We start from the raw sequence: 24,411 nt of genomic DNA on the forward strand, positions 1-24,411 counted from the left end.
TGCGCCCCGGTCGACAGGACACGGGAGACAGGATCATGACGCAGATGTTCGAGGCCGGGCTCGGCCGCCGCGACGCGAATTACGTGCCGCTCACCCCGATCGACTTCCTGGTCAGGACGGCCGAAGTCTACGGCGAGCGCCTCGCGATCGTGCACGGCGACGTGCGCCGCACGTGGGGCGAGACCTACACGCGCGCGAAGCAACTGGCGAGCGCGCTCGCGCGGCTCGGCGTCGAGCGCGGCGACACGGTCGCGGCGATGCTGCCGAACATTCCGGCGATGGTCGAGGCGCACTTCGGCGTGCCGATGGCCGGCGCGGTGCTGAACACGATCAACACGCGGCTCGACGTGTCGTCGGTGCTGTTCATGCTGCGTCATGGCGAGGCGAAGGTGCTGATCGTCGACACCGAATACGCGGAGTTCGCGCATCGCGCGGCGCTCGAGGTGCCGGGCCTGAAGATCGTCAGCGTGGCCGATGCGATGGCGGCCGATCCCGCGCGCTTCGCGGGCGCGACCGACTACGAGGCGCTCGTCGCGAGCGGCGACGCCGACTACGCGTGGACGCCGCCCGCCGACGAATGGGAGGCGATCGCGCTGAACTACACGTCCGGCACGACCGGCGACCCGAAGGGCGTCGTCTACCACCATCGCGGCGCGTATCTCGCGGCCGTCAGCAACCTCCTCGAATGGGACATGCCGAAGCACGCCGTCTACCTGTGGACGCTGCCGATGTTCCACTGCAACGGCTGGTGCTTCCCGTGGGCCGTCGCGGCGCGCGCGGGCGTGAACGTCTGCCTGCGCAAGTTCGATGCGAAGACGGTGTTCGACCTGATCCGCCGCGAACGCATCACGCACTATTGCGGCGCGCCGATCGTGCAGAGCGCGATCGCGAACGCACCGGCCGAATTCCGTGAAGGCATCGACCACACGGTGCACGCGATGGTCGCGGGCGCGGCGCCCGCGCCGGCCGTGATCGCGAAGATGAAGGAGATCGGCTTCGACCTGCTGCACGTGTACGGACTGACCGAGGTCTACGGCCCGGCGACCGTCTGCGCGAAGCAGTCGCACTGGGAGGCACTGAGCGACGACGAGCGCGCGCGGCTCAACGCGCGCCAGGGCGTGCGCTATCACCTGGAGGCGGGCGCGACGGTGCTCGATCCCGACACGATGGCGCCGGTGCCGGCCGACGGCGAGACGCTCGGCGAGATCATGTTCCGCGGCAACATCTGCATGAAGGGCTACCTGAAGAACCCGAAGGCGACCGACGACGCGTTCCACGGCGGCTGGTTCCATACCGGCGATCTCGCGGTGCTGATGCCGGACGGCTATATCCGGATCAAGGATCGCAAGAAGGACATCATCATCTCGGGCGGCGAGAACATCTCGAGCATTGAGGTCGAGGATGCGCTGTACCGGCATCCCGCGGTGGCGGTCGCGGCCGTCGTCGCGATGCCCGACCCGAAGTGGGGCGAGGTGCCGTGCGCGTTCGTCGAGCTGCGCGAAGGCGCGAGCGTGACCGAGGCGGAGATCGTCGCGCATTGCAAGGCGCTGCTCGCGGGCTTCAAGGTGCCGAAGGCCGTGCGGTTCGGCGAACTGCCGAAGACGTCGACCGGCAAGATCCAGAAGTTCCAGCTGCGCAATGCGGTGGGGTCGGACAAGGCGATCGATCTGGCGGGCGACGACAAGAAGTAGGCGATGGGCCGGCCGTCGCTGGCCAGCCGTTCTCCGTCACGCCTTCCGTTCGAGCCGGAACACGCTGACCGCGTCCGACAGATGCGCGGCCTGGTCGCGCAGCGCGACGGCCGCGCGTTCGGCATCCGAGATCAGCATCGCGTTCTGCTGCGTCGCGTCGCCGATCTGCGTGACGGCCAGGTTCACCTGCTCGATACCGGTCGACTGTTCGCGCGACGCGGCGCTGATCTCGCCGATCAGCGCGCGGACCTGGTCGACGCGCGCGACGATGTCGCGCATCGTGCCGCGTGCGGCCTCCGCGATCCGGTAGCCCTGTTCGACGGTCGTCGACGATTCGGCGCTCAGCGCGTCGATCTCCTTGACCGCGGCCGCGCTGCGCTGCGCGAGCGCGCGCACCTCGGCCGCGACCACCGCGAAGCCCTTGCCGTGTTCGCCGGCGCGCGCGGCCTCGACGGCCGCGTTCAGCGCCAGGATGTTGGTCTGGAACGCGATGCCTTCGATCGCGCCGGTGATCTCGGCGATCCGGCGCGTCGCGCGGCCGATGTCGTCCATCGTCGCGACCACGCGCTGCACCGCGGCGTCGCCGTTCGTCGCGGCGGCCGACGCGTCCGCGACCAGCGCATTGGCTTGCGCCGCGTGCTCGGCACTCTGCTGCACGGCGGCGGTGATCTGTTCCATGCTGGCGGCCGTCTGTTCGACGCTGCTCGCCTGCGTCGCGATCCGCGCGGCGATGTCGCTGCTGCCGGCGGCAATGTCGACCGTGCCGCGCGCGATGTCCGCGGAGCTGTTGCGCACCTGCGCGACGATCCGCGCGAGGCCGTCGCCGATCCCGTCGACCGCCTGCACGAGCCGGCCGATCTCGTCGTCGCCGGCCTGGCCGCGGGTGGCCGCGCCATCGCGGATGCGCACGCTGAGATCGCCCGCCGCATAGCGTTCGGACGCCCGTGCCGCCGCATCGAGCGGCCGGCTCACGACGCGGCGCACCACGATGACGAACAGCGTCGCGAACGCCGCGACGAGCACCGCGCCGATCATCAGGAAGCGGTTGCGGGTGGCGCGCATGGTGGCGAGCAGTTCGTCGTCGAGCGCGATGCCGCCGACGAGCCACTGCCACTGCGGAATCGTCGTGAACGACACGAATTTCGCGGTCGGGCCGCCGTCGTGCGCGGCCGGGTCGGTCGATGTGTACGCGAGCCGCCCCTGGCCGGTTGCGAGCATCTGCGCGTACGGCGCGCGCGTGTCGTCGGCCCGCTGGCCGGCGGCATCCGGATGCACGACGAAGGTGCCGCGCGACGGGCCCTGCGACGCATCGAGCACGAAGTAGTAGCCGTTGTCGCCGATCTTCAGCGAGCGGATGCCGTCCTCGACGAGCTTGAGCTCGGCGCCGATGTCGAGGCCGACGAACAGCGCGCCGATCACGCGGCCGGTCGCATCGGTCACCGGCTTGTACTGCGTGATGTACGGCCGGCCAAACAGCTTCGCGAGTCCCGTGTAGCTGCGTCCGGCGACGAGCGGTGCGTACGCGGGGCCGGCACGGTCGAGTTTCGTCCCGACGGCACGCGCGCCGTCCTGCTTCTTCAGCGACGTCGTGATGCGCACGAAGTCGTCGCCGTCGCGCGCGAAGATCGTCGCGATCGCGCCGCTTTTCTTCAGGAACTGGTCGGGAATCGAATAGTCGAGGTCGAGCGGCTGGCCGCCCGCGAGCAGGGTCGGCGCGGCGACGCCGCCGATGTCGACGGTACGCGTCGGGTCGAGCGAGAAATCGGGCGGCAGGAAGCTCGCGAACAGCGACATCGAACGGTTGGCTTCGGCCGACAGCGCCTTGTCGAACAGGTCGACCATCGCGCGGATCGACTGTTCCTTGTCGACGATCCGCATGTGGGCTTCTTCAGCCAGCTGCTGGCCGGCGAAATGAGCGAGCGTCCACGCGAACACGGTAAACAGCACGGCGACGAGTGCGCACGCCAGCGCCGCGAGACGCGCGCCGACGCTCACCCGGCCCAATTGAGTCAATCTCATGGAACATCCTGAGTGGGGAGGGAGAGGAGGCGGAACGCACGCGTCACCGCTAGTCGACCGGTTAATACGGCAACTTCGGCGAAATCTTTAGCGGCGCGCGGTCGATGGCGGCGCCGGCAGGTGCGGCCGTCGCGCGGGTGGGCGACGGGAAGCGGGGTGTCAGTGCGTCACGAGCCACGCGATCACGAGATACCGCGCGACCTTCGCGACGGTGACGATCGCGAGGAACGACGGCAGCGGCTCGCGCAGCACGCCGGCGATCATCGTCAGCGGATCGCCGATCACGGGCGCCCAGCTCAGCAGCAGCGACCAGCGGCCGTAGCGCGCATACCAGCGCTCGGCGCGCGCGAGCGCGGCGGGCTTGACGGGAAACCACCGGCGTTCGCGGAAGTGCTCGATGCCGCGCCCGAGCGCCCAGTTGATCACGGAGCCGGCGACGTTGCCGATGCTCGCGACGAGCACCAGCGCCCACACGGGTTCGCGCCCGGCGAGCAGCAGGCCGGCGAGCACGGCTTCGGACTGGAGCGGGAACAGGGTCGCGGCGACCATCGACACGGCGAACAGGCCGCCGTAAGTGAGCAATTCGGACATCGCGCGATTGTACCGGGCACGCACCGGCCAATCCGGGGCACCGGGTCACACGGTCATGCGGCGTCGGCCGTGCCGAACAGCAGGTGCGAGATCAGCGACTTGTCGACGGGTTCGTCGTTGAGCGTGCTGGCCAGCAGTTCGCCCGCCAGCTGCTGCGGCGAAAACACCATGTCGGGCTTCAGCAGGCGCAGCCGTTCGAGGTTGCGCTGCTGGTTCACGAGCGCGACCGTGCGCACCGACGATGCGATCTCGCGGATCGCGAGGATGATGAACGCGTTTTCGGCATCGTCGGAGCGCAGCGCGAGCACCGCACGCGCGGTCGCCGCGCCGGCGCGTTCCAGCACCGCGTGGTCGGTCGCATCGCCGACGATCAGGTCGGTCGCGGCCGGATAGTTGTGCTCGACGCCGGCCGGCACGACGACGGTCACCGCGTAGCCGCGCTTGCGCAGCCCGTCGTGCACGGCATGCGCGACGGGTGTCGCGCCGACGATCAGGTAATGATGCTTGCGGATCACGTTCGAAATGCCTCCCTTGACGATCCGTTTCAGATTGCCGCCGATCACGGGCCCGACGACCGCGCTGATCGACGTCGCGAACACCGTGATGCCGAGCACGATCACCGACGCGGTGAACAGGCGGGCGGTCGGCGCGTGCGGGACGATGTCGCCGTAGCCCACCGTCGACATCGACACGATCGAGAAATAGACGGCCGTGGCGAGATCGTGGACGGGCGGCGTGAATTCGTCGCCGAGATACAGCACGCCGAAGGTCGCGTAGATCAGCAGCGACACGATGCTCAGCAACGCGAACAGGCTGCTCGCGGCGACGCTCGCGCGGTCGAAGTGCCGCCAGTAGTACAGCAGCGCGACGGCCAGCACGGCCGTGTAGACGAACACCGCGTGGCTTCGATAGCCGCCGAGCACGCTGATCGCGGCGGCCGCGACCAGCAGCAGGATCGACAGCACCCACGCGACGCGGGCGCGCAGCACGATGCCGATGGCCATCGTCGCGAGGCCGGCCGCGACGACCACTTGCGGCAACACGACGAGCCCGGCGTTGTCGACGAGGTTCAGCGCATCGGCGAGCCACGCGTGATGCACGCCGAGCCGGGCATGCTCGACGACGGGGCGCAGCACCATGAGCGCGTCGAGCGCGAGGAGGAGAGCGAGATACCAGTGCAGGCCGATCGGCGCGAACAGGCACCGCAGGCGGGAAGTGAGAAGCTTCATCCAGTCGCCCGGCTGGCCGGGCATGTCCAACGAAACAGCCGCTACCCTAAAGCATTCGGCGCTCGGCTGCTTTTTCGAGGGGCGTTGCGGCGGCCGCGATGAAGCCGGCCGCCCGGCCGCGTTCAGTTCCAGCCGACCATGATCGCGCCCATGCCGACGAGCAGGCCACCCGTCACGCGGTTCATCGCGCGCATCCGCGCGGGCCGCTGCAGCGCGCGGCTCAGCCGGTGCGAGAACAGCGCCATCGACGCGACGCCGCCCGCGAACAGCACCGCGAACGTCGCCGCGAGCAGCAGGTACTGCTGGTTCAGGCTCCAGTCGGCGTTGGGGCTGATGAACTGCGGGAAGAATGACGGGAAGAACAGCAGCGTCTTCGGATTGAGGCCCGAGGTTGCCACGCCGCGCCAGAACAGCGCGCGGTGCGAGTCGGTGTCCGGCGTGGCCGGTCCGGCCGGGCCGGCCGAGGCGGCGGGTGCGCCGGCCGGCGTGCGGCTGAGCCATTGCTTGCAGCCGAGCCAGACGAGGTAGGCCGCGCCGGCCCAGCGCAGCACGGTCAGCGCGCGCTCGTCGAGATGCACGAGCGAATTCAGGCACAGCGCGGTCAGCGCGAGTTGCAGCAGCACGGCGAGCGTGCCGCCCCAGACGCACGGCAGCGCGCGGCGCCAGCCGGCGCGTAGCGCCTGGTTCATGGTGAGGAGGTTGACGGGGCCGGGGGCGTAGACGAGAACGGCGGAAGCCGCGAGAAACGACAGGTAAAGCCTGAACGACATGACGGGTAGGGCAGGAACAGGATCACGGGCGCCGAGGCCGCGCGGCCGGATAGGCGCGCGGACGGCGGGGAATCGCATGCCTGCCGGCCGGCACCGCAACTCGTGATTGCGGCTGTGCGTCCCGGTGCGAAGGGGTTGTCGCGGGGAACGTGCCGGACAGCAGGCATGGGTAAAAATATATCAAGGGGCCGGATTAAAAGGCTTCCGCTTTTCCACACAAACCGACACAAATCCGGAATGTCGTTCAGATAGAATCCCAGTTTTCAGTAGAAGATTCTTTTTGCCATGGCCACACGTGAACGCTCGCCGAAAACGCTCGACAGCCAGGACCGCAAGATCCTCGGTGCACTGCAGAAAAATGCGCGTCTGTCGAACGCCGAACTGGCCGAACAGATCGGCATGTCGACCACCGCGTGCTGGAACCGCACGCGGCAGCTCGAGGTGGACGGCTACATCGACGGTTACGTCGCGCTCGTCAATCAGCGCAAGCTGGGCTATGCGGACATCGTGATCCTCGAAGTCACGCTCGATCGCCACGAGGACGACGCGCTCGCGCGCTTCGGCGAGGAACTCGCCGCGCTGCCCGAGGTGCTCGAGGCGTATCTCGTGTCGGGCGAGTACGACTACTGGATCAAGGTCGCGGTGGATGGCACGGCCGGTTACGAGCGGTTCCTGCGCGAAAAGCTGTACAAGATTTCGAGCATCCGTCACAGCCGCTCGATGTTCGCGCTGCGCTGCATGAAGGACGTGCCGTCGATTCAGGTGTGATGGGGGCGGGGAGGCGTGTGCGGCCGTCGTTGAAACGACGGCGCATGAGGCTGCGCGTTTGCGCGGAGCAAGCCGGCAATCGGGAGAGGGGGCAGGCGTGAGGCGGGGTTCGGCGCCCGGGCCTGCAACGCGGATGAATCTTCCGCTCGCGATGATCCGGCGGACTCACGCGCCGGCGAGATAGCAGCTGCCTGCCCGGGCAACCGGCAGACAAAACCGCGCCGAGGTTGATCGCGGCGCCGGCGTCGGCTTTAAAGCAACTTCAAGGCGACTTCAACGCGCGCCTGAAACACGGCGCGCATCCAACGGGATCACCCGGCCTGTTTCTGACGACTTGCCTTGCAATCCGTTGCCCGACGCGGCGGCCTCATGGCGCGCGTCCGGGCAAGCGGATCAGGCAGGGTATCGTCGGGCCAACCGGCTGGCGGCCGGCCATTCCGCGCTCAGCGCGGCAGGCGTGCGTGTGCTTCAGCGATGACTTCGCAGTTCTCGAGGTGGAGTGCCCAAGCTTCTGCAATCAGCTCGCCCATACGTGCGAGCCAGCCAGCGGATTCGGTGGAACGGTCGGAGGTGTTAGACGTTTGCATGACGAAGCCCCATATAGGTGGCGAGTTAGGGATAACCCTAATCATAGCGAAACACCTCCGCTTTGTGAAATGCGATTTCGTTATATGAGAATTCCTGACAGTTTATGTTGCCGCGATGCAACATGAATGGCGGTCGCACACGGCTTCATAGCGATGTCATTTAGTACGGCCATCCCGCCCCGGAAAGGCCTGGCGCGCAGGCGTGGCGAGGCTGCGCCTCGCGGCGCGGTCTGGCGGAGGGAAGAAGAGAAAAAAGGGGACGGCTATCCGCCGATCCACCCGAACCGCCACGACAGCCGTCGCGTCGCGGCGAGCAGCGCCTGCGCGAGCTCGCTGTCGGGCCCGCGCGGGAAGCCGCGCGACGAGCCGATGATCGCGATCACGAGCCGGATGCTGCCGGTGTGATCGAACACGGGCGCGGCGACCGTCCCGATGCCCGGCACCGGCGCGTCGAATGCGAAATCGAGTTCGTCCGCGCGGATCGTCGCGAGCCGCGCGCGGAAGGCCGCGTCGACCGGCGCGGCGGCGCGGCCCGCGAGGCGCACGGGCTCGTTGGCGAGCAGGTCGGCCAGCACGTCGTCGGACATGCCGGCCGCGAAGATCCGTCCGATCGCCGTATTGACGAGCGACATCACCGTGCCGACCTGCAGGCTCACGTGCTGCGGTCGTGCCGACTCTTCGAGGCGGATCACGGTCGGGCCGAGCGGCCCCAGCGTCGCGGCTGCCACGCTCATGTCGGTCGCGCCGGCCAGCGCGACGATCTCGGCTTCCGCGTCGCGCGTCGGCGACACGCGCTGCATCGCGATCAGGCCGAGCGCCTGCCCGAGCGGGCCGCCGCCGAAGCAGCCGGCGTCGTCGCGGCTCAGCAGGCCGATCTTCTGCAGGCTGACGAGATGCGGAAAGGCCTTCGCGGCCGGCATGCCGGCGGCTGCCGCGAGATCGCGCAACGGCAGCGCGCGGCCCGCCGACACCAGCGCGAGCAGCAGCTCGCCGGTGCTGTCGAGCGCATTGATCCCGCGCTGCGCCTTCGCATCGTCGGCCAGTGCAGGCGGCACACGCGGGGCGGTCGGCGCCGAGGTGGAAGCCGGCGGAGGCGCATCGTGCGCCGCGCCGAGCGATGCGGTTGCCTGAAGAGCCGCGTCGCGTAACGCCGCCGCGATCGGGCCGTCCCAGTCGACGTCGATCGAGCCCGTCGAACCGATCACCGTCAACGCGAGTTGCAGCGTGCCTTGCGCGTCGAACACCGGCACGCACATCGCGCTGACGCCGGGGCTCGGCAGGTCGACGCCGCGCTCGATACCGCGTGCGCGGATCGCGTCGAGTTCCGCCTGCGGCACGCCGGCGTCCGGCGCGGGCTGCTCGGCGCCCGCGAGGGTGGCGCCCGCGCCGGCCTGGCTGGCCGCCATCGCATCGAGTTGGGCGGGGTCGCCGAACGCGCGGAACACGCGGCCGGTGGCCGTCGTGTCGAGCGACATCACCGAGCCGACGTGCAGGTTCACGTGCAGCGGATAGCCGCCGTGCTCGATTCGCACGATCGTCGGCCCGAGCACGCCCGGCACCGACAGCGCAACGCTCAGGCCAACCGCTTCCGCGAGCCGCGCCGCGTGCGGCAGCGCCGCGCGATAGGCCGGCTGGCGCTCGATCGACATCAGCCCGAGCCGCAGCGACAACGGGCCCGGCTCGTAGTTACCGGTGATCGCATCGCGCTTCACGAGTGCGAGCCGCGTCAGGCTGACGAGATAGGTGTGCGCCTGCGCGGTCGACAGGTCGGCCGCCGCGGCCAGCTCGGACAGGCCGAGCGGCTTGCGCCGGCGCGCGAGCGCGTCGAGCAGCCGGCCGCCGACCTCGACACTCTGGATCCCGCGCTGCGCCTTGGGCGGCGCGTCGTCTGCGCTGACTTCGTGGTTCTGCACGCGATGATTCTTCCGTTGACGAAACCCCGCATGGTATCCGACGCCATTTATCGCGCCAGCCCGCAGGTTTACCCGCATTAGACAATAGCAAGTGACTTTGTCATTGACAAATAATCGGCGCAGGAAGATGATCCGCTCACTCCCCTCAACACATGGCTCGCAGCCACGGAACGCAACATGGCCAAAGCATTCGCCTCCCAAGCCGATCTGGAAGAGAAGAAAGTCACCTGGACGAAGCTGTCCGAGAACGCGTACGCGTACACCGCCGAAGGCGACCCGAACTCGGGCGTGATCATCGGCGACGACAGCGTGCTGATCGTCGACACGACCGCGACGCCCGCGATGGCGCAGGACCTGATCGCGAAGATCCGCAGCGTGACCGACAAGCCGATCAAGCACGTGGTGCTGTCGCATTACCACGCGGTGCGCGTGCTCGGCGCGTCCGCGTATTTCGACGAAGGCGCGCAGCACGTGATCGCGAGCCGCGGCACGTACGAGATGATCGTCGAGCGCGGCGAGGCCGACATGAAGTCGGAGATCGAGCGTTTCCCGCGCCTGTTCGCGGGTGTCGAGACGGTGCCCGGCCTGACCTGGCCGACGCTCGTGTTCGAGCGCGAGATCACGCTGTTCCTCGGCAAGCTCGAAGTGAAGATCATGCACGTCGGCTCGGGCCACACGAAGGGCGACACGATCGTCTGGATTCCGTCGCAGAAAGTGCTGTTCTCGGGCGACCTCGTCGAATACGACGCCGCGTGCTACTGCGGCGACGCGCAGCTCGAACAATGGCCGGCCACGCTCGAGGCGCTGCGCGCGCTCGGCGCCGAGAAGCTCGTGCCGGGCCGCGGCCCCGCGCTGCTGAACCCGGCCGACGTGAACAAGGGCCTCGACTACACGAAGGATTTCGTCACGACGCTGCTCGCACAGGGCCGCAAGGCCGTCGAGCAGAAGCTCGACCTGAAGGCGTCGATGGCGCTCACGCGCGAAGCGATGGATCCGAAGTTCGGCCACGTGTTCATCTACGAGCACTGTCTGCCGTTCGACGTGTCGCGTGCGTTCGACGAAGCGAGCGGCATCACGCATCCGCGCATCTGGACCGCGCAGCGCGACAAGGAAATGTGGGCCGCGCTGCAGGACTGAGCGGCTTGCACAGGCGGGGTGTCCGGCAGGGCGCTCCGCCTTTTTTCTGACGCGGCGACGGGCCACGGCTTCCTGCCGGCTTTCCGTCCGCCGTATCCGATCTCACAAGAAAGCAGGGCGCACGTACGCCCTGGGAGACGGCTTGCGCGCTCGAATCGCGCAGCCTGTTTGGAGAGAGACATGCCCCAATCGCTTCCCGCCGAAGCGACGCTCGCGCACGCGAGCGCTTCGGTTTCCGCTTCCGCCGCCACGGACGACGCGCTGCTGTTCCGCAAGATCGCCTGGCGGATCGTGCCGTTCCTGTTCCTCTGCTACGTCATCTCGTTCCTCGACCGGATCAACATCGGCTTCGCGCAGTTGCAGATGAAGCACGATCTCGGCTTCAGCGACGCGATGTACGGCCTCGGCGCCGCGGTGTTCTACGTCGGCTACGTGTTCTGCGAAGTGCCGAGCAACCTGCTGCTCGCGCGTTTCGGCGCACGCCGCACCTTCACGCGGATCATGCTGCTGTGGGGCATCGCGTCGACCGGGATGATGTTCGTGTCGCAACCGTCGCATTTCTACGTGCTGCGCTTCCTGCTCGGCGTGTTCGAAGCGGGCTTCTTTCCCGGCATCGTGCTGTACCTGACCTACTGGTTCCCCGCGAACCGGCGGGCGGCCGCGATCTCGGTGTTCTTCGCGGGCGTCGCGGTGGCCGGCGTGCTCGGCGGCCTGATGTCGGGCTGGATCATGCGCGACATGAGCGGCGTGCTCGGGCTGCACGGCTGGCAGTGGATGTTCGCGATCGAAGGCGCGCCGGCGATCCTGCTCGCGTTCGCCGCGTTCACGTTGCTGGTCGACCGCCCGCAGGACGCCACGTGGCTCACGTCCGATGAAAAGGCGCGGGTCGCCGCGCTGTGCGCCGACGGCCGCGGCCACGGCCACGCGCACGACGGGCGCAGCCTCGTGGCCGCGCTTGCGAACCCGCGCGTGTACCTGTTCGCGTTCATCTATTTCTCGCTGACCTGCGCGTCGCTGACGCTCAACTTCTGGATGCCGCTGATGATCCGCGACTTCGGCGTGACCGACGTCGTGGCCGTGAGCCTGTACACGGTGGTGCCGAACGCGGTCGGTGCGGTGGGGCTGATCCTGATCGCGCGTCGTTCGGACCGCACCGGCGAGCGGCGCAAGCACTTCGCGTGCTGCACGATCGGCGGCGGGCTCGCGCTCGCGGCGCTGACGCTGCACCTGCACAGCTTCGCGGCGATGCTCGCGTGCCTGTCGGTCGCGGCGACGCTGATCTTCGCCGCATTGCCGATCTTCTGGGCGGTGCCGACCCGCTACCTGTCGGGCAACGCCGCCGCGGCCGGAATCGCGCTGATCAGCAGCATCGGGATCACGAGCGGGATCGTCAGCCCGTGGGTGATCGGGATGATCCGCACGCGCACCGGCAGCATGGATCTCGCCGTGTATCTGCTGGCCGCGCTGCTGGTGGCGAGCGGCGTCGCGCTGATGCTCGGCGTGAAAGGCGAAGCCGCGCCGCGCGACTGAGCGAGCCACGGCCGGTCGCCGCTCGCGGGCGGCGGCGACTGGCACGACGTGTGAGTCCCGTACCCGAACCCAGCGAGGAGACGATCGATGTCAGCCCCTCTTCAAGCGGACGCCGCGCGTGCCGTCGCGTCCGGTATCGCTTCAACGGACGACGACGCGCTGTACCGCCGCATCGGTGCGCGAATCGTGCCGTTCCTGTTCATCTGCTACATCGTTTCGATCCTCGATCGCAGCAACATCGGCTTCGCGCAGTTGCAGATGCGGCAGGATCTCGGCCTGACCGATGCGATGTACAGCCTCGGCGCGGTGCTGTTCTTCGTCGGCTACGTGCTGTTCGAGGTGCCGAGCAACGCGCTGCTGCGCCGCTTCGGCGCGCGCCGCACGTTTGCGCGGATCATGTTCCTGTGGGGTGCGGTGTCGGTCGCGATGATCACCGTCGACAGCGCGAAGCACTTTTACGTGCTGCGTTTCCTGCTCGGGCTGTTCGAGGCCGGGTTCTTTCCGGGCGTGGTGTTTTACCTGACGTACTGGTATCCGGCACGCCGGCGCGCGTCGGTGCTGTCGATCTTCTACGCGGGCGTCGCGGTGGCGGGGATGGTCGGCGGGCTGCTGTCGGGCTGGCTGATGCGCGGGATGTCGGGCGTGCTCGGGCTGCACGGCTGGCAGTGGATGTTCGCGATCGAAGGCGCGCCCGCGATCCTGCTCGGCGTGATGGCCTGGTTCTGGCTGTGCGATCGTCCCGAGCAGGCGAGCTGGCTGTCCGACGCCGACCGCCAGCGGCTCGCGGCCGACCTCGCCGCCGACCTCGCCGCCGACCGCGCCGGTGCCGGGACGCCGGCGCCGCATTCGCTGCGGCAGGTGCTGGCCGAACCGCGCACGTACCTGTTCGCATTCATCTATTTCTCGCTGACCACCGCGCTCCTGATGCTGCTGTTCTGGATGCCGCTGATGATCCGCGAATTCGGCATTCACGACGTCGTGCAGATCAGCCTGATGTCGGTGGTGCCGAATGCGATCGGCGCGGCCGGCCTGATCGCGATCGCGCGGCGCTCCGATCGCAAGCGCGAACGGCGCTGGCACTTCGCGGCATGTGCGCTCGGCGGCGCGGTGGCGCTCGCGCTGTTGACGCTGCACCTGTCGAGCATCGTCGCGATGATGGCGCTGCTGTCGGTCGCGGCGATGCTGATCTTCGCCGCGCATCCGGTGTTCTGGGCCGTGCCGTCCGCGTATTTCTCCGGCGCGGGCGCGGCCGGCGGGATCGCGCTGATCAGCAGCATCGGCGTGTCGAGCGGCATGATCACGCCGTGGCTCGTCGGGCTGATCCGCACCAGAACCGGCAGCATGGACCCGGCGATGCTGATGATCGCGGCGCTCCTGGCGGCATGCACGGTCGCGATGCTGCTGGGCGTGCGGGCGGTGCCGCGTGCGGAATCGGCGTGACGCGGGCGCGGCGGTGCGGTTCAGTTGAAGTACATAAACAGCCCGGGCAGGACGATCAGGCTGTGCAGCGCCAGCGCCCAGCTGATCGTGCCGCCGCGCGCCTGCTGGTCGATCGACAGGCACGCGATCGCCGCCATGACCCCGATGACCGACAGGCCTGCCGCCCAGAAGAGCGCGGTGATGAACACGCGAAGGCCCATGTACGGATCGTCCATCGAACTGGCGAACCCGTAGCCGAACAGCAGCGCCAGCAGCTCGATGAGCGCGACGACGAGAAGAACTGACGCGATGCGCGCGGTTCGTTTGGCATTGTCCATGGCGAGTCGGGGTGTGTAGGGGCAGGGGCGCCAGCCTACACGATCCGTCCCGAATATGTCGAGCAAAGGGGGCGGCGGGACGCCAGGCCGATCGGGAAACAATCCGGTGTGCGTTCCCGCGGACGAATTCATCAATCCGCAGATGCCCGGAAACGTGCCGCCGAACTTCGGATGATGACGGGCAATTCGCCACGTATCACCGTGTTCCGCAGCACCTCCCGGGCTTCGAAACGGCTATTGCTTTCGACCCGCGAGCGTCGCGTGGTCAGCCCGCCGTCGAATAACGCGGCGCGGGCGTGTCGGCCGACAGGTGCGGCGCCATCGTGCGGCGCGCGGCCTCGTACGCGGCCCATTCGTCACCCGCGTGCAGCGACGGGATCGTCACGAGTTCGCCACGATCGAAGCCGACCAGCGCCGCGTCGACCATGTCGGTCGCCGACATCACGATTTCCTTCGGCAGGTGCTCGAGCGGCAGGCCGCCCGTTTGCCAGAAATCGGTGGCGGTCGCGCCGGGCAGCACGGCCTGCACCTGCACGCCCTTGTCGGCGAGTTCGTGATGCAGCGACTGGCTGAACGCGAGCACGAACGCCTTGCTGCCGCCGTACACGCCGTTCAGCGTTTCCGGCGAGATCGCGACGATCGACGAAATGTTGATCACCGCGCCGTTGCCGCGGGCGACGAAGCCGGGCACCGCTGCATAGGTGAGGCGCGCGAGCGCGGTCACGTTGAGGTCGATCATCCGCGTCATCGCGTCGATGTCGCTGTCGAGCAGCGGCGTGTGCGTGCCGATGCCCGCGTTGTTCACCAGCAGCGTGATGCTCGCATCCTGCTTCAGCTTCGCCTCGACGGCGGCGAGTGCCGCGCGGTCGTTGAGGTCGGCGTCGATGATCTCGACGCTGCGCTGCGTGTCGTTCGTGATGCGGTCGGCGAGGGCGGCCAGGCGGTCGCGGTTGCGCGCGACCAGGATCAGGTCGTAGCCGCGGCGCGCGAGGCGGTCCGCGTAGACGGCGCCGATGCCCGACGAGGCGCCGGTAATGAGGGCGGTACCGCGATGTGCTTGCGTCATGATGTGCTCCGTTTCGAGGGAAATGGCCGGATGGCGTGAAGCCATTCTGGTCCCGAATCGTTGCGACACAAATGACGTAGATGGGTATGATTCCGGACATCGGGTCGACCCCTTCGCCCGGGACGGGAGATTCCACATGCACCGCATCGGCTTTCTGATCAGCGACGGCTTCCAGATCATGGCGCTCGCCGCGCAATCGGTGTTCGAGTACGCGAACATGGGCACGAGCGAGCCGTTCTACGCGATGGCCAACTATTCGGTCGACGGCGGCGACGTGCGCTCGTCGCTCGGGCTGCCGGTCGCCACGCACGCGCTGCGCGGGCGGATCGCCGTCGATACGTGGATCGTCGCGGGCGTCAACGATCCGCTCGCTTCGCCGGCGCCGGCCGGCGTCGTCACGTTCCTGCGCCGCACCAGCGCACGCGCGCGGCGGATCGCCGGCATCTGCACGGGCGCGTTCGTGCTGGCCGAAGCCGGGTTGCTGGCACAGCGCCGCGCGACGACGCACTGGGCGTTCGGCCGCGACATGCAGCGGTGCTATCCGGAGATCCGCGTCGAGGACGACCGGATCTACATCGTCGACGGCCCGATCTGGACGTCGGCCGGGATGACGGCCGGCCTCGACCTCGCACTCGCGATGGTGGAAAAGGATCTCGGCGCCGATGCCGCCCGGTCGGTCGCGCACAAGCTCGTGATGCACCAGCGGCGCGCCGGCGGCCAGTCGCAGCATTCCGAAATGCTGGAGCTCGCGCCGAAATCCGACCGGATCCAGAACGCGCTGAACTACGCGCGGCAGAATCTCGGCCGCGCGCTGACCGTCGAGGATCTCGCCGAAGCCGTCCACCTGAGCCCGCGCCAGTTCAGCCGCGTGTTCATGCTCGAAACGGGGCAGTCGCCGGCGAAGGCGATCGAGCGGCTGCGGCTGGAGGGGGCGCGACTGATGATCGAGCAGAGCCGCCACTCGCTCGACGTGATCGCGAAGGAAAACGGCTTTCGCGACCGCCGCCACATGCGCGAGGCGTTCGTGCGCGGGTTCGGCGTTCCGCCGCAGGCGATGCGGCGCGACGCGCGTGCGGAGGAGCGGGAAGCGGGCTGATGCCCGCGGGCGCGAGACGCCAGCGAAGGTCGGAAAAATCGCGCAGAATCTCCGGCACGTTTCGCGAGGAGACACCATGCACGCCGAGCCGTTCGACATTGCGATACCCGATCACGCGCTGGATGACCTGCGTCGGCGCCTGCGCGCCCACCGCCCGCCGTTGCTCACGCCCGCCGAGCCGTGGCAGCAGGGTGTGGACGGCGCGTGGCTGGGCGAACTGACCGACTACTGGGCCGAGCGCTTCGACTGGCGCGCGGTGGAACGTGCGCTGAACCGGTTGCCGCAGTTCGTCGCGGACGCAGGCGGGCAGCGCGTGCACTTCATCCATCGGCGTGGGGCGGGACCGAAACCTTATCCGCTCGTCATCACGCACGGCTGGCCGGGCTCCGTGTTCGAATTCGCCGCGCTGATCGAGCGCCTGTGCGACCCGGCGGCATTCGGCGGCGATCCTGACGACGCGTTCGATGTCGTCGTCCCGTCGCTGCCCGGCTTCCTGTTCTCGCCCGCGCCAACGGCACCCGGCATGTCGGCACTGCAGGTCGCCGACTGCTGGGCGGCGTTGATGTCCGGCCTCGGCTATCGACGCTTCGGCGCACAAGGCGGCGATCTCGGCGCAGGCGTGTCGATCGCGCTCGGCGCGCGGCATGCCGACCGGGTGGACGGCATCCATCTGAACTACCTGCCCGGCAGCTACGAACCTCCGGCCGACGCGGCCGTGCCGCTGACCGACGACGAACGGGCCTTCGTGACGCAGCGCGGCGAGTGGGCCGCGCTGGAAGGCGGCTACGCGCATGTGCACATGACGAAGCCGCAGACGCTGGCCGTCGCGCTCAACGATTCGCCGGCCGGACTGGCCGCCTGGATCGCCGAGAAATTCCGCGCGTGGAGCGATTGCGACGGCGACGTCGCACGGCGGTTTTCGCACGATGCGCTGCTGACCGGCATCTCGCTCTACTGGTTCACCGGCTGCATCGGCTCATCCATGCAGATGTATTGGGAAAACCGGCTGCAGCCCATGCGTTTCGCGGCCGGGCAACGCGTGACGGTGCCCGTCGCGTTCGCGCGCTTTCCGAAGGAAATCAGCCGTCCGCCGCGCAGCTGGCTGGAACGCGTGTTCGACGTCGTGCAATGGACCGACATGCCGAGCGGCGGCCATTTCGCGGCGATGGAAGAGCCGGATCGGCTGGCCGACGATATTCGGACGTTTTTCCGGCGCTTTCGGTGACGATCGGGTCGGCCGGCGCAGCGCACCGGCGGCCATCCGGTCGACAGGGAGTGCGGGCGGATCGCGACGCGACGGCGGCGCCTGCGTTAGCGCCTGCCTTAGCGCGTGACGAACGGCGCGGCGTCGTCCGGCGCCGTACGCGCATGCTTGCGCTGGCGCAGCAGCGCGACGCGGCAGTTCTCGCGCGCGGTCTCGCGGCCGTCGTCGTCGAGCAGCACGAGATCGCCGCGCATCACGTTGAGCGTGATTACGTCCTCACCCGGCGCGCCGAGCGTTTCCGGCGTATGCACCGAGCCGGCCGGCTCGAGCACCGTCGAGCCGGCGTGCGCCACCCAGTCGTATTCGCGGTAGCGCCACGCCCCCTGCAACGTATGGACGAACACCTCGCCTTCATGACGGTGGCGCGGCAGCGTGCCGCCGGCCGGCATCTTCAGCAGCGCGGAGAGTGTGTCCTCGGCCGCATTGATGTGCAGGTACTTGATCGCCAGCCCCGGCAGGTCGGCGCTCATCGGCAGCCACGGCAGCGCGTCGCCGGGCAGGCACGAGATCGGCGGCAGGTCGGTGGAGAGCGGGACGGACGGCTGCGTCATGGCGGGCGGTGGAGCGGAAATGGGGAGCCCGCATTATCGCAGAGCACGGCTTGTGCAGCCGAGCGGGACGTATAGCGTTGGCTTTCGAGCACATGCGACGAGGCGATCCTTACAGCTTGAAATATACAGCCAAACTGTACAGTTTGACTGTATATCTGTTATCTTGAATTTATGAACACGCCATTGCCTCCTTCCGAAGCGCTCCCACTGGCCGGTCTCGCCGGCGAACTTCGCATCTCCGTCGGCAAGCTGATGCGGCGGATGCGGGAGCAGGTCCACCCGAACGACCTCACGTCATCGCAGAAATCGGTGCTGTTGCGGCTCGACCGCGACGGCCCCGCGACCGTGTCGGCGCTCGCGCGCGCCGAAAGCGTGCGGCCGCAGTCGATGCGCGTGACGGTCGCGACGCTCGAGACGCTCGGCGCCGTCAGCGGCGAGCCCGATCCCACCGACGGCCGGCAGACGCTGATCGCGCTCACGCCCGGTTTCCGCAAGGCGCTGCAGGCCAACCGCGCGGCCAAGGACGACTGGCTGTTCCGCGCGCTGCATGCGCAACTGTCGGAGGCCGAGCAGGCCGAGCTCGCGTCGGCCGTGAAACTGCTGCAGCGGCTCGCCGAATTCCAGGAACCGGCGCGTCCGTAAACCGCCTCGCCCCGTTTGCCGCAAGGAAAGCCCGAACATGAACCTCCCGCATCTCGTGTCGTATTTCTTCGGCGGCGCGTTTCTCGCGAACGTCGTGCCGCATCTCGTCAGCGGGTTGCGCGGCGAGCCGTTCCAGACGCCGTTCGCGAATCCGCCCGGGCGCGGGTTGTCGTCGTCCACCGTGAATGTCTTGTGGGGTGTCGCGAACCTCGTGATTGCCTACGTGCTGGTGTGCCGGGTCGGCGACTTCGATCTCCGCATCACGGCAGACGCGGCGGCGTTCGGCCTCGGCGTCCTCGCGCTCGGCCTGTTCCTCGCGCGGCGCTTCGGTGAGCTGCACGGCGGCAACGAGCCCGACCGGGAGCGGCCATGAGCGTGCCGGCGGCGGGCGTCTTCCGCTCGCTTCGCAGCTTCAACTATCGCGTGTGGGCGATCGGCTCGCTGGTGTCGAACATCGGCACGTGGATCCAGCGCACCGCGCAGGACTGGCTCGTCCTCACGCAGCTCATGCATCACGACGCGTCGGCCGTCGGCATCGTGATGTCGCTGCAGTTCGGCCCGCAGCTTCTGCTGCTGCCGTGGACGGGCTACGCGGCCGACCGTTTCGACCAGCGCAAGCTGCTGATGGCGACCCAGGCGCTGATGGGCGGGCTCGCGCTCTTGCTGGGGCTGCTGACGGTGACCGGCGTCGCGCAGCTGTGGCACGTGTATCTGTTCGCGTTCCTGTTCGGCTGTGCGTCGGCATTCGATGCGCCGGTGCGGCAGACGTTCGTTGCCGAGCTGGTCGCCGATCGGGAACTGGCGAACGCCGTCGCGCTCAACTCGACGTCGTTCAACGCGGCGCGGATGATCGGGCCGGCGGCGGCCGGCTTCATCATCGCGTCGGTCGGCACCGGCTGGGCGTTCCTGCTCAACGGGCTCAGCTTCGTCGCGGTGCTGGCGTCGCTGTCGATGCTGCGTGCCGACGAGTTGCGCGCGCATGCGCGAGCCGACCGCACGCGCGGGAGCCTGCTCGACGGGTTCCGCTACGTGTGGCAGCGCCCGGACCTGAAGGCGATCCTCGTGATGCTGTTCCTGATCGGCACGTTCGGGCTCAATTTCCAGCTGTTCATCTCGACGATGGCGGCCAGCGTGTTTCACGTCGACGCGCGCGGCTTCGGCGTGCTGTCGTCGATGATGGCCGTCGGCACGATCACCGGTGCGCTGCTCGCGGCGCGCCGCGACCGGCCGCGTTTCCGGCATCTGTGGATCGGCGCGGCGCTGTTCGGGCTCGGCTGCACGCTGGCGGCGCTGGCGCCGGGTTACTGGCTGTTCGGCGCCGCGCTCGTGCTGACCGGGATCGCCGCGATCACCTTCATGAACTCGACCAACAGCCTCGTGCAGCTATCGACCGAGCCGGCGATGCGCGGGCGTGTGATGGCGCTGCGTCTCGCGGTGGCGCTCGGCGGCACGCCGATCGGCGCGCCGGTGGCCGGTTGGGTCGCGAATCATCTCGGCCCGCGCTGGGCGCTCGGTGTCGGCGCGATGTCCGGTTTTGCCGCGGCGCTCGTCGCGACGCATTTCATGAAGCGGATGCGTGCGCAGGCGGGCACGGGCGACGGCGCTTGACCGGCAGTGAAACCGACGTAGGCTGCCCAACCGTTCAGCCGTTCAGCCGTTCAGCCGTTCAGCCGTTCAGCCGTTCAGCCGTTCAGCCGTTCAGCCACTCAGCCATTCAGCCATTCAGCCATTCAGCCACGACGGCCGTTAAGCGACCGGCCGCGCCGCAGCATGCGCGGCTTCCAGGCACGACTGAAACAGCAACGCAGCCCGCGACGGCCGCGGCGAGCGCCGTAGCAGGCTCACGAACCGGCACAGGTAATTGAACCGGTGCGGCGCGATCGGCTGCATCAGCCCCTTGTTTTCGAAGCTTTCCGCGTAATGGTCGGGCAGGAAGCCGAGATAGCGGCCGGACAGGATCAGCGTCGCGATCGACTCCTGGTCCGACGCGGTCGCGCTGCGCGTGAGCTTCGCGCGATGGCTCAGCTCCATGTTCGGCGAATGGAAGCCGAGGCCCGCGAACGCATGGTTGCGGATCGTCGTCCACGTGAGCTTGCCGTGCGGCGCATCGTAGAGCGGATGCTGCCGGCCGCAATAGAGCAGCATCCGTTCGTCGAACAGCTCCGAATACACGAGGCTGCCCGAGTTGCGGTGTGCGGGAATGATCCCGACCTGATAGCTGCCGTCGATGATCCCGCGCTCGACCTCGTTGATCGACGCGACATGCAGGTTCAGTGCGACGTCGGGCGCTTCGTCGGCGAACTGGCGGATCGCGTCGCCGAGCCGTGCGTTCGCGTTGGTGGCCGTCTTGTCGAATACCGCGATGTGCAGTTCGCCGCCCATCCGGTCGTGAATGCCGTCGATCCTGCTGCGAAATGCTTCCATCGACGCGAGCAGCCGCAACGTCTCCTCGTACACCGTCTGGCCCTCGGGCGTCAGCGTGAAGCCCGCGCGGCCGCGCCGGCACAGCACGAGGCCGAGGCGCGTTTCCAGATCCTTCACGTGCCGGCTGATGGTCGAGATGCCGATATTCAGTTCCAGTTCGGCCGCGGCCATCCCGCCGCACTGCACGACGCCCTTGAAGACCCGCAGCAGGCGGAGATCCATGTCGCTGAGCTGCCCGAGCAGCGCGCGACTCTTCGGTTGCTTTGCTTGCATAGATGCGCAAGTGAACATTGATATTGCGATATTCAAAAGACTAATTGGCCTCCCGACAATGCGCAATATCAACATAAGGAGGAGGGGCGCCCCGCGCCGACCGATATGACCGACATCACCACCGCCCAGCACGACGAAACCAACCTCCGCACCGACGCCGCGTGGCTCGACGCGCACTGGATGCCGTTCACTGCCAACCGCCAGTTCAAGGCCGATCCGCGCATGATCGTGTCGGGCAAGGGCGCGTATTACACGGACGCCGAAGGCCGCAAGATCTTCGACGGCCTGTCGGGGCTCTGGTGCACGGGCCTGGGTCACGGCCGCACGGAAATCGTCGAGGCCGTGAGCCGCCAGGTCGCGCAGCTCGACTACGCGCCGGCATTCCAGTTCGGCCATCCGAAATCGTTCGAGTTGGCGAACAAGATCAAGGACCTGACGCCGGCCGGCCTCGACTACGTGTTCTTCACGGGTTCGGGCTCGGAAGCGGCCGATACCTCGCTGAAGCTGGCCCGCGCTTACTGGCGCGCGAAGGGCAAGGGCACGAAGACGCGCCTGATCGGCCGCGAGAAGGGCTATCACGGCGTGAACTTCGGCGGCATCTCGGTCGGCGGGATCGGGCCGAACCGCAAGCTGTTCGGCCAGGGCCTCGACGCCGACTTCCTGCCGCACACGCAACTCGCCGAGAACAAGTTCTCGCGCGGGATGCCCGAGCACGGTGCCGAGCTGGCCGACCGCCTGCTCGAGCTGATCGCGCTGCACGATGCATCGAACATCGCGGCCGTGATCGTCGAGCCGTTCTCCGGTTCGGCGGGCGTGGTCGTGCCGCCGAAGGGCTATCTGAAGCGCCTGCGCGACATCTGTACCGCGCACGACATCCTGCTGATTTTCGACGAAGTCATCACGGGCTTCGGCCGGGCCGGCGCGATGACGGGCGCCGATGCGTTCGGCGTGGTGCCGGACATCATGAACTTCGCGAAGCAGGTCACGAACGGCGTGCAGCCGCTCGGCGGCGTGATCGCGACGAAGGAAATCTACGACACGTTCATGGCCGCGGGCGGCCCCGAGTACATGCTCGAGTTCCCGCACGGCTACACGTATTCGGCGCACCCGGTCGCATGCGCGGCCGGCGTCGCGGCGCTCGACCTGCTGGTGAAGGAAGACGCGGTGGCCCGCGTGCGCGATCTCGCGCCGCATTTCGAAGCGGCGGTGCATGGGCTGAAGGGCCAGCGCCACATCACCGACATCCGCAACTACGGGCTGGCAGCCGGCCTGACGATCGCGGCGCTGCCCGGCGAGCCGGCACGGCGCCCGTACGAGATCGCGATGCGCTGCTGGGCGAAGGGCTTCTACGTGCGCTACGGCGGCGACACGATCCAGCTGGCGCCCCCGTTCATCTCCGAGAAGCGCGAGATCGACAACCTGGTCAACGCGCTGTCCGATGCACTGAACGAAGTGGACTGAGCCGCGGCTTGCCCTGAGCGATAACCGAATTCACGAAAGAGCCTCAACGATGAAACACGACAGCAACGTAACCTCCACCGTCGGCCACCTGATCGACGGCAAGCGCGTCGACGGCGGCAGCCGCGTCCAGCCGGTGTTCGACCCGGCCACCGGCGAATCGCACAAGAGCGTCGCGCTCGCCGACAAGCTGACCGTCGAAGCCGCGATCGCATCCGCGCAGGCCGCATTCCCGGCCTGGCGCAATACGCCGCCGCTGAAGCGCGCCCGCGTGATGAGCCGCTTCAAGACGCTGCTCGAGGAGCACGCCGACGAGCTGTGCGCGCTGATCACCGCCGAGCACGGCAAGGTGCTCGCCGATGCGATGGGTGAGCTGCAGCGCGGGATCGAGAACGTCGAATACGCGACCTACGTGCCCGAACTGCTGAAGGGCGAGCACAGCAAGAACGTCGGCCCCGCGATCGATTCGTGGAGCGAGTTCCAGGCGCTCGGCGTCGCGGCCGGCATCACGCCGTTCAACTTCCCGGTGATGGTGCCGTTGTGGATGTGGCCGATGGCCGTCGCGTGCGGCAACACGTTCGTGCTGAAGCCGTCGGAGCGTACGCCGTCGTCGACGTTGCGCATGGCCGAGCTGGCGCTCGAGGCCGGCCTGCCGCCGGGCGTGCTGAACGTCGTGAACGGCGACAAGGAAGCGGTCGACACGCTGCTGACCGACCCGCGCGTGAAGGCGGTGAGCTTCGTCGGCTCGACGCCGATCGCCGAGTACATCTATTCGACCGGCTGCGCGCACGGCAAGCGCGTGCAGGCGCTCGGCGGCGCGAAGAACTTCGCGGTCGTGATGCCGGACGCCGACATCGGCAACGCGGTGAACGCGCTGATGGGTGCCGCGTACGGTTCGTGCGGCGAGCGCTGCATGGCGATCCCGCTGGTCGTCGCGATCGGCGACGAGACGGGCGACCAGGTCGTCGCGGGCCTGAAAGCCGAGATCGAGAAGATGAAGGTCGGCCCGGGCAACGGCGCGGGCGTCGACATGGGTCCGCTCGTCACGCAGCAGCATTTCGAGAAGGTGACGGGTTTCGTCGACGCCGGTGTGGCAGCGGGCGCGACGCTCGTCGTCGACGGCCGCAACGTGAAGGTCGACGGCCACGACGGCGGTTACTACCTCGGCCCGTGCCTGTTCGACAACGTGAAGCCCGGCATGCCGATCTACCAGCACGAGATCTTCGGGCCCGTGCTCGGCGTGATCCGCCTGAAGTCGCTCGACGAGGCGATGGCGCTGATCGACGCGCACGAGTACGGCAACGGCACGTGCCTGTTCACGCGCGACGGTGAGGCCGCGCGCTACTTCGGTGACAACATCCAGATCGGCATGGTCGGCATCAACGTGCCGCTGCCGGTGCCGGTCGCGTACCACTCGTTCGGCGGCTGGAAGCGTTCGCTGTTCGGCGATTTGCACGCGTACGGCCCGGACGCCGTGCGCTTCTACACGAAGCGCAAGACGATCACGCAGCGCTGGCCGTCGGCCGGCGTGCGCGAAGGCACCGTGTTCAGCTTCCCGTCGAACCGCTGACGCGCCACCCGGCTGCATGCGTCGCCCGTCCGCCTGCCTGACGGCGGGCAACGCAACGCAATGCGGCCGGCGTGA

21 protein-coding genes are annotated in these 24,411 nt (G+C 68.3%); 12 read left to right on the forward strand and 9 right to left on the reverse strand.

All coding sequences use genetic code 11. The annotated features are described in order from the left end of the window. Positions 1–35 precede the first annotated feature (35 nt). The gene (locus QZM35_RS05425) at positions 36–1,691 is read left to right on the forward strand and encodes an acyl-CoA synthetase (RefSeq protein ID WP_089427588.1); all 1,656 of its coding nucleotides are present in this window, start codon (positions 36–38) and stop codon (positions 1,689–1,691) included. A gap of 36 nt (positions 1,692–1,727) precedes the next feature. Here the strand turns inward: QZM35_RS05425 and QZM35_RS05430 are convergent, their stop codons facing one another. The 4 genes from QZM35_RS05430 to QZM35_RS05445 form a co-directional block, all read right to left on the reverse strand. Further along, a complete protein-coding gene (locus tag QZM35_RS05430; RefSeq protein WP_301775534.1) occupies positions 1,728–3,710 on the reverse strand; it encodes a methyl-accepting chemotaxis protein in 1,983 nt (660 codons plus the stop codon). Positions 3,711–3,869: 159 nt separating this feature from the next. Beyond that, on the reverse strand, positions 3,870–4,301 hold the full coding sequence (locus QZM35_RS05435) for a YqaA family protein (protein ID WP_069251485.1): 432 nt from the start codon (positions 4,299–4,301) through the stop codon (positions 3,870–3,872). 53 nt (positions 4,302–4,354) lie between these two features. Then, entirely contained in the window at positions 4,355–5,530 is a 1,176-nt protein-coding gene (kch, locus tag QZM35_RS05440) for a voltage-gated potassium channel protein (protein ID WP_301775535.1), read from the reverse strand. Between the two features lie 122 nt (positions 5,531–5,652). After that, positions 5,653–6,300: a LysE family translocator gene (locus tag QZM35_RS05445; RefSeq protein ID WP_089427585.1), complete on the reverse strand. Its 648-nt coding sequence runs from the start codon at positions 6,298–6,300 to the stop codon at positions 5,653–5,655. Positions 6,301–6,585: 285 nt separating this feature from the next. Here QZM35_RS05445 and QZM35_RS05450 point away from each other — a divergent pair, with 285 nt between their 5' ends. After that, positions 6,586–7,068, forward strand: coding sequence for an Lrp/AsnC family transcriptional regulator (locus tag QZM35_RS05450; RefSeq protein WP_021159229.1), 483 nt, complete (start codon positions 6,586–6,588; stop codon positions 7,066–7,068). A gap of 850 nt (positions 7,069–7,918) precedes the next feature. Here QZM35_RS05450 and QZM35_RS05455 read toward each other — a convergent pair. Next, on the reverse strand, positions 7,919–9,568 hold the full coding sequence (locus tag QZM35_RS05455; RefSeq protein WP_089427584.1) for an IclR family transcriptional regulator: 1,650 nt from the start codon (positions 9,566–9,568) through the stop codon (positions 7,919–7,921). A 177-nt stretch (positions 9,569–9,745) separates the two neighbouring features. Here QZM35_RS05455 and QZM35_RS05460 point away from each other — a divergent pair, with 177 nt between their 5' ends. The 3 genes from QZM35_RS05460 (at position 9,746) to QZM35_RS05470 (ending at position 13,675) form a co-directional block, all read left to right on the forward strand. Next, positions 9,746–10,705 (forward strand): MBL fold metallo-hydrolase, encoded by a 960-nt coding sequence (locus QZM35_RS05460; protein WP_089427583.1) that lies wholly within the window; start codon positions 9,746–9,748, stop codon positions 10,703–10,705. 180 nt (positions 10,706–10,885) lie between these two features. Further along, positions 10,886–12,235, forward strand: coding sequence for an MFS transporter (locus QZM35_RS05465; protein WP_089427582.1), 1,350 nt, complete (start codon positions 10,886–10,888; stop codon positions 12,233–12,235). 87 nt (positions 12,236–12,322) lie between these two features. Continuing rightward, positions 12,323–13,675 carry an MFS transporter gene (locus tag QZM35_RS05470; protein WP_301775536.1) on the forward strand — a complete coding sequence of 451 codons (1,353 nt, stop codon included), beginning with the start codon at positions 12,323–12,325 and terminating at the stop codon, positions 13,673–13,675. Positions 13,676–13,695: 20 nt separating this feature from the next. Here the strand turns inward: QZM35_RS05470 and QZM35_RS05475 are convergent, their stop codons facing one another. Then, positions 13,696–13,992: a hypothetical protein gene (locus QZM35_RS05475; protein ID WP_301775537.1), complete on the reverse strand. Its 297-nt coding sequence runs from the start codon at positions 13,990–13,992 to the stop codon at positions 13,696–13,698. Positions 13,993–14,257: 265 nt separating this feature from the next. Next, positions 14,258–15,058 (reverse strand): SDR family oxidoreductase, encoded by an 801-nt coding sequence (locus QZM35_RS05480; protein ID WP_174974435.1) that lies wholly within the window; start codon positions 15,056–15,058, stop codon positions 14,258–14,260. 136 nt (positions 15,059–15,194) lie between these two features. Between QZM35_RS05480 and QZM35_RS05485 the strand changes: the two genes are divergently transcribed. Beyond that, the gene (locus QZM35_RS05485; RefSeq protein WP_301775538.1) at positions 15,195–16,154 is read left to right on the forward strand and encodes a GlxA family transcriptional regulator; all 960 of its coding nucleotides are present in this window, start codon (positions 15,195–15,197) and stop codon (positions 16,152–16,154) included. A 76-nt stretch (positions 16,155–16,230) separates the two neighbouring features. Beyond that, a complete protein-coding gene (locus QZM35_RS05490) occupies positions 16,231–17,379 on the forward strand; it encodes an epoxide hydrolase family protein (RefSeq protein ID WP_089427575.1) in 1,149 nt (382 codons plus the stop codon). 98 nt (positions 17,380–17,477) lie between these two features. On the opposite strand, the gene QZM35_RS05495 is transcribed toward QZM35_RS05490, so the two are convergent. Continuing rightward, the gene (locus QZM35_RS05495; RefSeq protein WP_301775539.1) at positions 17,478–17,969 is read right to left on the reverse strand and encodes a 2,4'-dihydroxyacetophenone dioxygenase family protein; all 492 of its coding nucleotides are present in this window, start codon (positions 17,967–17,969) and stop codon (positions 17,478–17,480) included. Between the two features lie 171 nt (positions 17,970–18,140). On the opposite strand from QZM35_RS05495, the gene QZM35_RS05500 reads away from it, so the two are divergent. Genes QZM35_RS05500 through QZM35_RS05510 form a run of 3 tightly spaced genes read left to right on the forward strand, consistent with a single transcriptional unit; the run spans position 18,141 to position 20,219 of the window. Continuing rightward, positions 18,141–18,611 (forward strand): MarR family winged helix-turn-helix transcriptional regulator, encoded by a 471-nt coding sequence (locus tag QZM35_RS05500; RefSeq protein ID WP_089427573.1) that lies wholly within the window; start codon positions 18,141–18,143, stop codon positions 18,609–18,611. A gap of 37 nt (positions 18,612–18,648) precedes the next feature. Beyond that, positions 18,649–18,984 (forward strand): hypothetical protein, encoded by a 336-nt coding sequence (locus QZM35_RS05505; protein ID WP_089427572.1) that lies wholly within the window; start codon positions 18,649–18,651, stop codon positions 18,982–18,984. Further along, positions 18,981–20,219 carry an MFS transporter gene (locus QZM35_RS05510; protein ID WP_301775540.1) on the forward strand — a complete coding sequence of 413 codons (1,239 nt, stop codon included), beginning with the start codon at positions 18,981–18,983 and terminating at the stop codon, positions 20,217–20,219. The genes QZM35_RS05505 and QZM35_RS05510 overlap by 4 nt, the downstream gene beginning before the upstream one ends. A 138-nt stretch (positions 20,220–20,357) precedes the next feature. Here the strand turns inward: QZM35_RS05510 and QZM35_RS05515 are convergent, their stop codons facing one another. Beyond that, complete coding sequence (locus QZM35_RS05515) at positions 20,358–21,308, reverse strand: LysR family transcriptional regulator (protein ID WP_089427570.1); 951 nt, start codon at positions 21,306–21,308, stop codon at positions 20,358–20,360. Between the two features lie 105 nt (positions 21,309–21,413). On the opposite strand from QZM35_RS05515, the gene QZM35_RS05520 reads away from it, so the two are divergent. Further along, positions 21,414–22,769: an aspartate aminotransferase family protein gene (locus tag QZM35_RS05520; protein ID WP_089427569.1), complete on the forward strand. Its 1,356-nt coding sequence runs from the start codon at positions 21,414–21,416 to the stop codon at positions 22,767–22,769. A 49-nt stretch (positions 22,770–22,818) separates the two neighbouring features. After that, positions 22,819–24,336: a CoA-acylating methylmalonate-semialdehyde dehydrogenase gene (locus QZM35_RS05525; RefSeq protein WP_089427568.1), complete on the forward strand. Its 1,518-nt coding sequence runs from the start codon at positions 22,819–22,821 to the stop codon at positions 24,334–24,336. Positions 24,337–24,411: the final 75 nt, after the last annotated feature.

It is taken from the genome of Burkholderia sp. AU45274, assembly GCF_030482505.1.
In the GTDB taxonomy this organism is placed as follows: domain Bacteria; phylum Pseudomonadota; class Gammaproteobacteria; order Burkholderiales; family Burkholderiaceae; genus Burkholderia.

Excerpts from the sequence above, each read along its gene's own strand:
- QZM35_RS05435 (WP_069251485.1), bottom strand. The coding sequence starts at position 4,301 with ATGTCCGAATTGCTCACTTACGGCGGCCTGTTCGCCGTGTCGATGGTC.
- QZM35_RS05505 (WP_089427572.1), top strand. The coding sequence starts at position 18,649 with ATGAACCTCCCGCATCTCGTGTCGTATTTCTTCGGCGGCGCGTTTCTC.
- QZM35_RS05460 (WP_089427583.1), top strand. The coding sequence starts at position 9,746 with ATGGCCAAAGCATTCGCCTCCCAAGCCGATCTGGAAGAGAAGAAAGTC.
- QZM35_RS05485 (WP_301775538.1), top strand. The coding sequence starts at position 15,195 with ATGCACCGCATCGGCTTTCTGATCAGCGACGGCTTCCAGATCATGGCG.
- QZM35_RS05525 (WP_089427568.1), top strand. The coding sequence starts at position 22,819 with ATGAAACACGACAGCAACGTAACCTCCACCGTCGGCCACCTGATCGAC.
- QZM35_RS05450 (WP_021159229.1), top strand. The coding sequence starts at position 6,586 with ATGGCCACACGTGAACGCTCGCCGAAAACGCTCGACAGCCAGGACCGC.
- QZM35_RS05510 (WP_301775540.1), top strand. The coding sequence starts at position 18,981 with ATGAGCGTGCCGGCGGCGGGCGTCTTCCGCTCGCTTCGCAGCTTCAAC.
- QZM35_RS05445 (WP_089427585.1), bottom strand. The coding sequence starts at position 6,300 with ATGTCGTTCAGGCTTTACCTGTCGTTTCTCGCGGCTTCCGCCGTTCTC.
- QZM35_RS05430 (WP_301775534.1), bottom strand. The coding sequence starts at position 3,710 with ATGAGATTGACTCAATTGGGCCGGGTGAGCGTCGGCGCGCGTCTCGCG.
- QZM35_RS05470 (WP_301775536.1), top strand. The coding sequence starts at position 12,323 with ATGTCAGCCCCTCTTCAAGCGGACGCCGCGCGTGCCGTCGCGTCCGGT.
- QZM35_RS05490 (WP_089427575.1), top strand. The coding sequence starts at position 16,231 with ATGCACGCCGAGCCGTTCGACATTGCGATACCCGATCACGCGCTGGAT.
- QZM35_RS05465 (WP_089427582.1), top strand. The coding sequence starts at position 10,886 with ATGCCCCAATCGCTTCCCGCCGAAGCGACGCTCGCGCACGCGAGCGCT.
- QZM35_RS05475 (WP_301775537.1), bottom strand. The coding sequence starts at position 13,992 with ATGGACAATGCCAAACGAACCGCGCGCATCGCGTCAGTTCTTCTCGTC.
- QZM35_RS05480 (WP_174974435.1), bottom strand. The coding sequence starts at position 15,058 with ATGACGCAAGCACATCGCGGTACCGCCCTCATTACCGGCGCCTCGTCG.
- QZM35_RS05520 (WP_089427569.1), top strand. The coding sequence starts at position 21,414 with ATGACCGACATCACCACCGCCCAGCACGACGAAACCAACCTCCGCACC.
- QZM35_RS05515 (WP_089427570.1), bottom strand. The coding sequence starts at position 21,308 with ATGCAAGCAAAGCAACCGAAGAGTCGCGCGCTGCTCGGGCAGCTCAGC.
- QZM35_RS05500 (WP_089427573.1), top strand. The coding sequence starts at position 18,141 with ATGAACACGCCATTGCCTCCTTCCGAAGCGCTCCCACTGGCCGGTCTC.
- kch (WP_301775535.1), bottom strand. The coding sequence starts at position 5,530 with ATGAAGCTTCTCACTTCCCGCCTGCGGTGCCTGTTCGCGCCGATCGGC.
- QZM35_RS05495 (WP_301775539.1), bottom strand. The coding sequence starts at position 17,969 with ATGACGCAGCCGTCCGTCCCGCTCTCCACCGACCTGCCGCCGATCTCG.
- QZM35_RS05425 (WP_089427588.1), top strand. The coding sequence starts at position 36 with ATGACGCAGATGTTCGAGGCCGGGCTCGGCCGCCGCGACGCGAATTAC.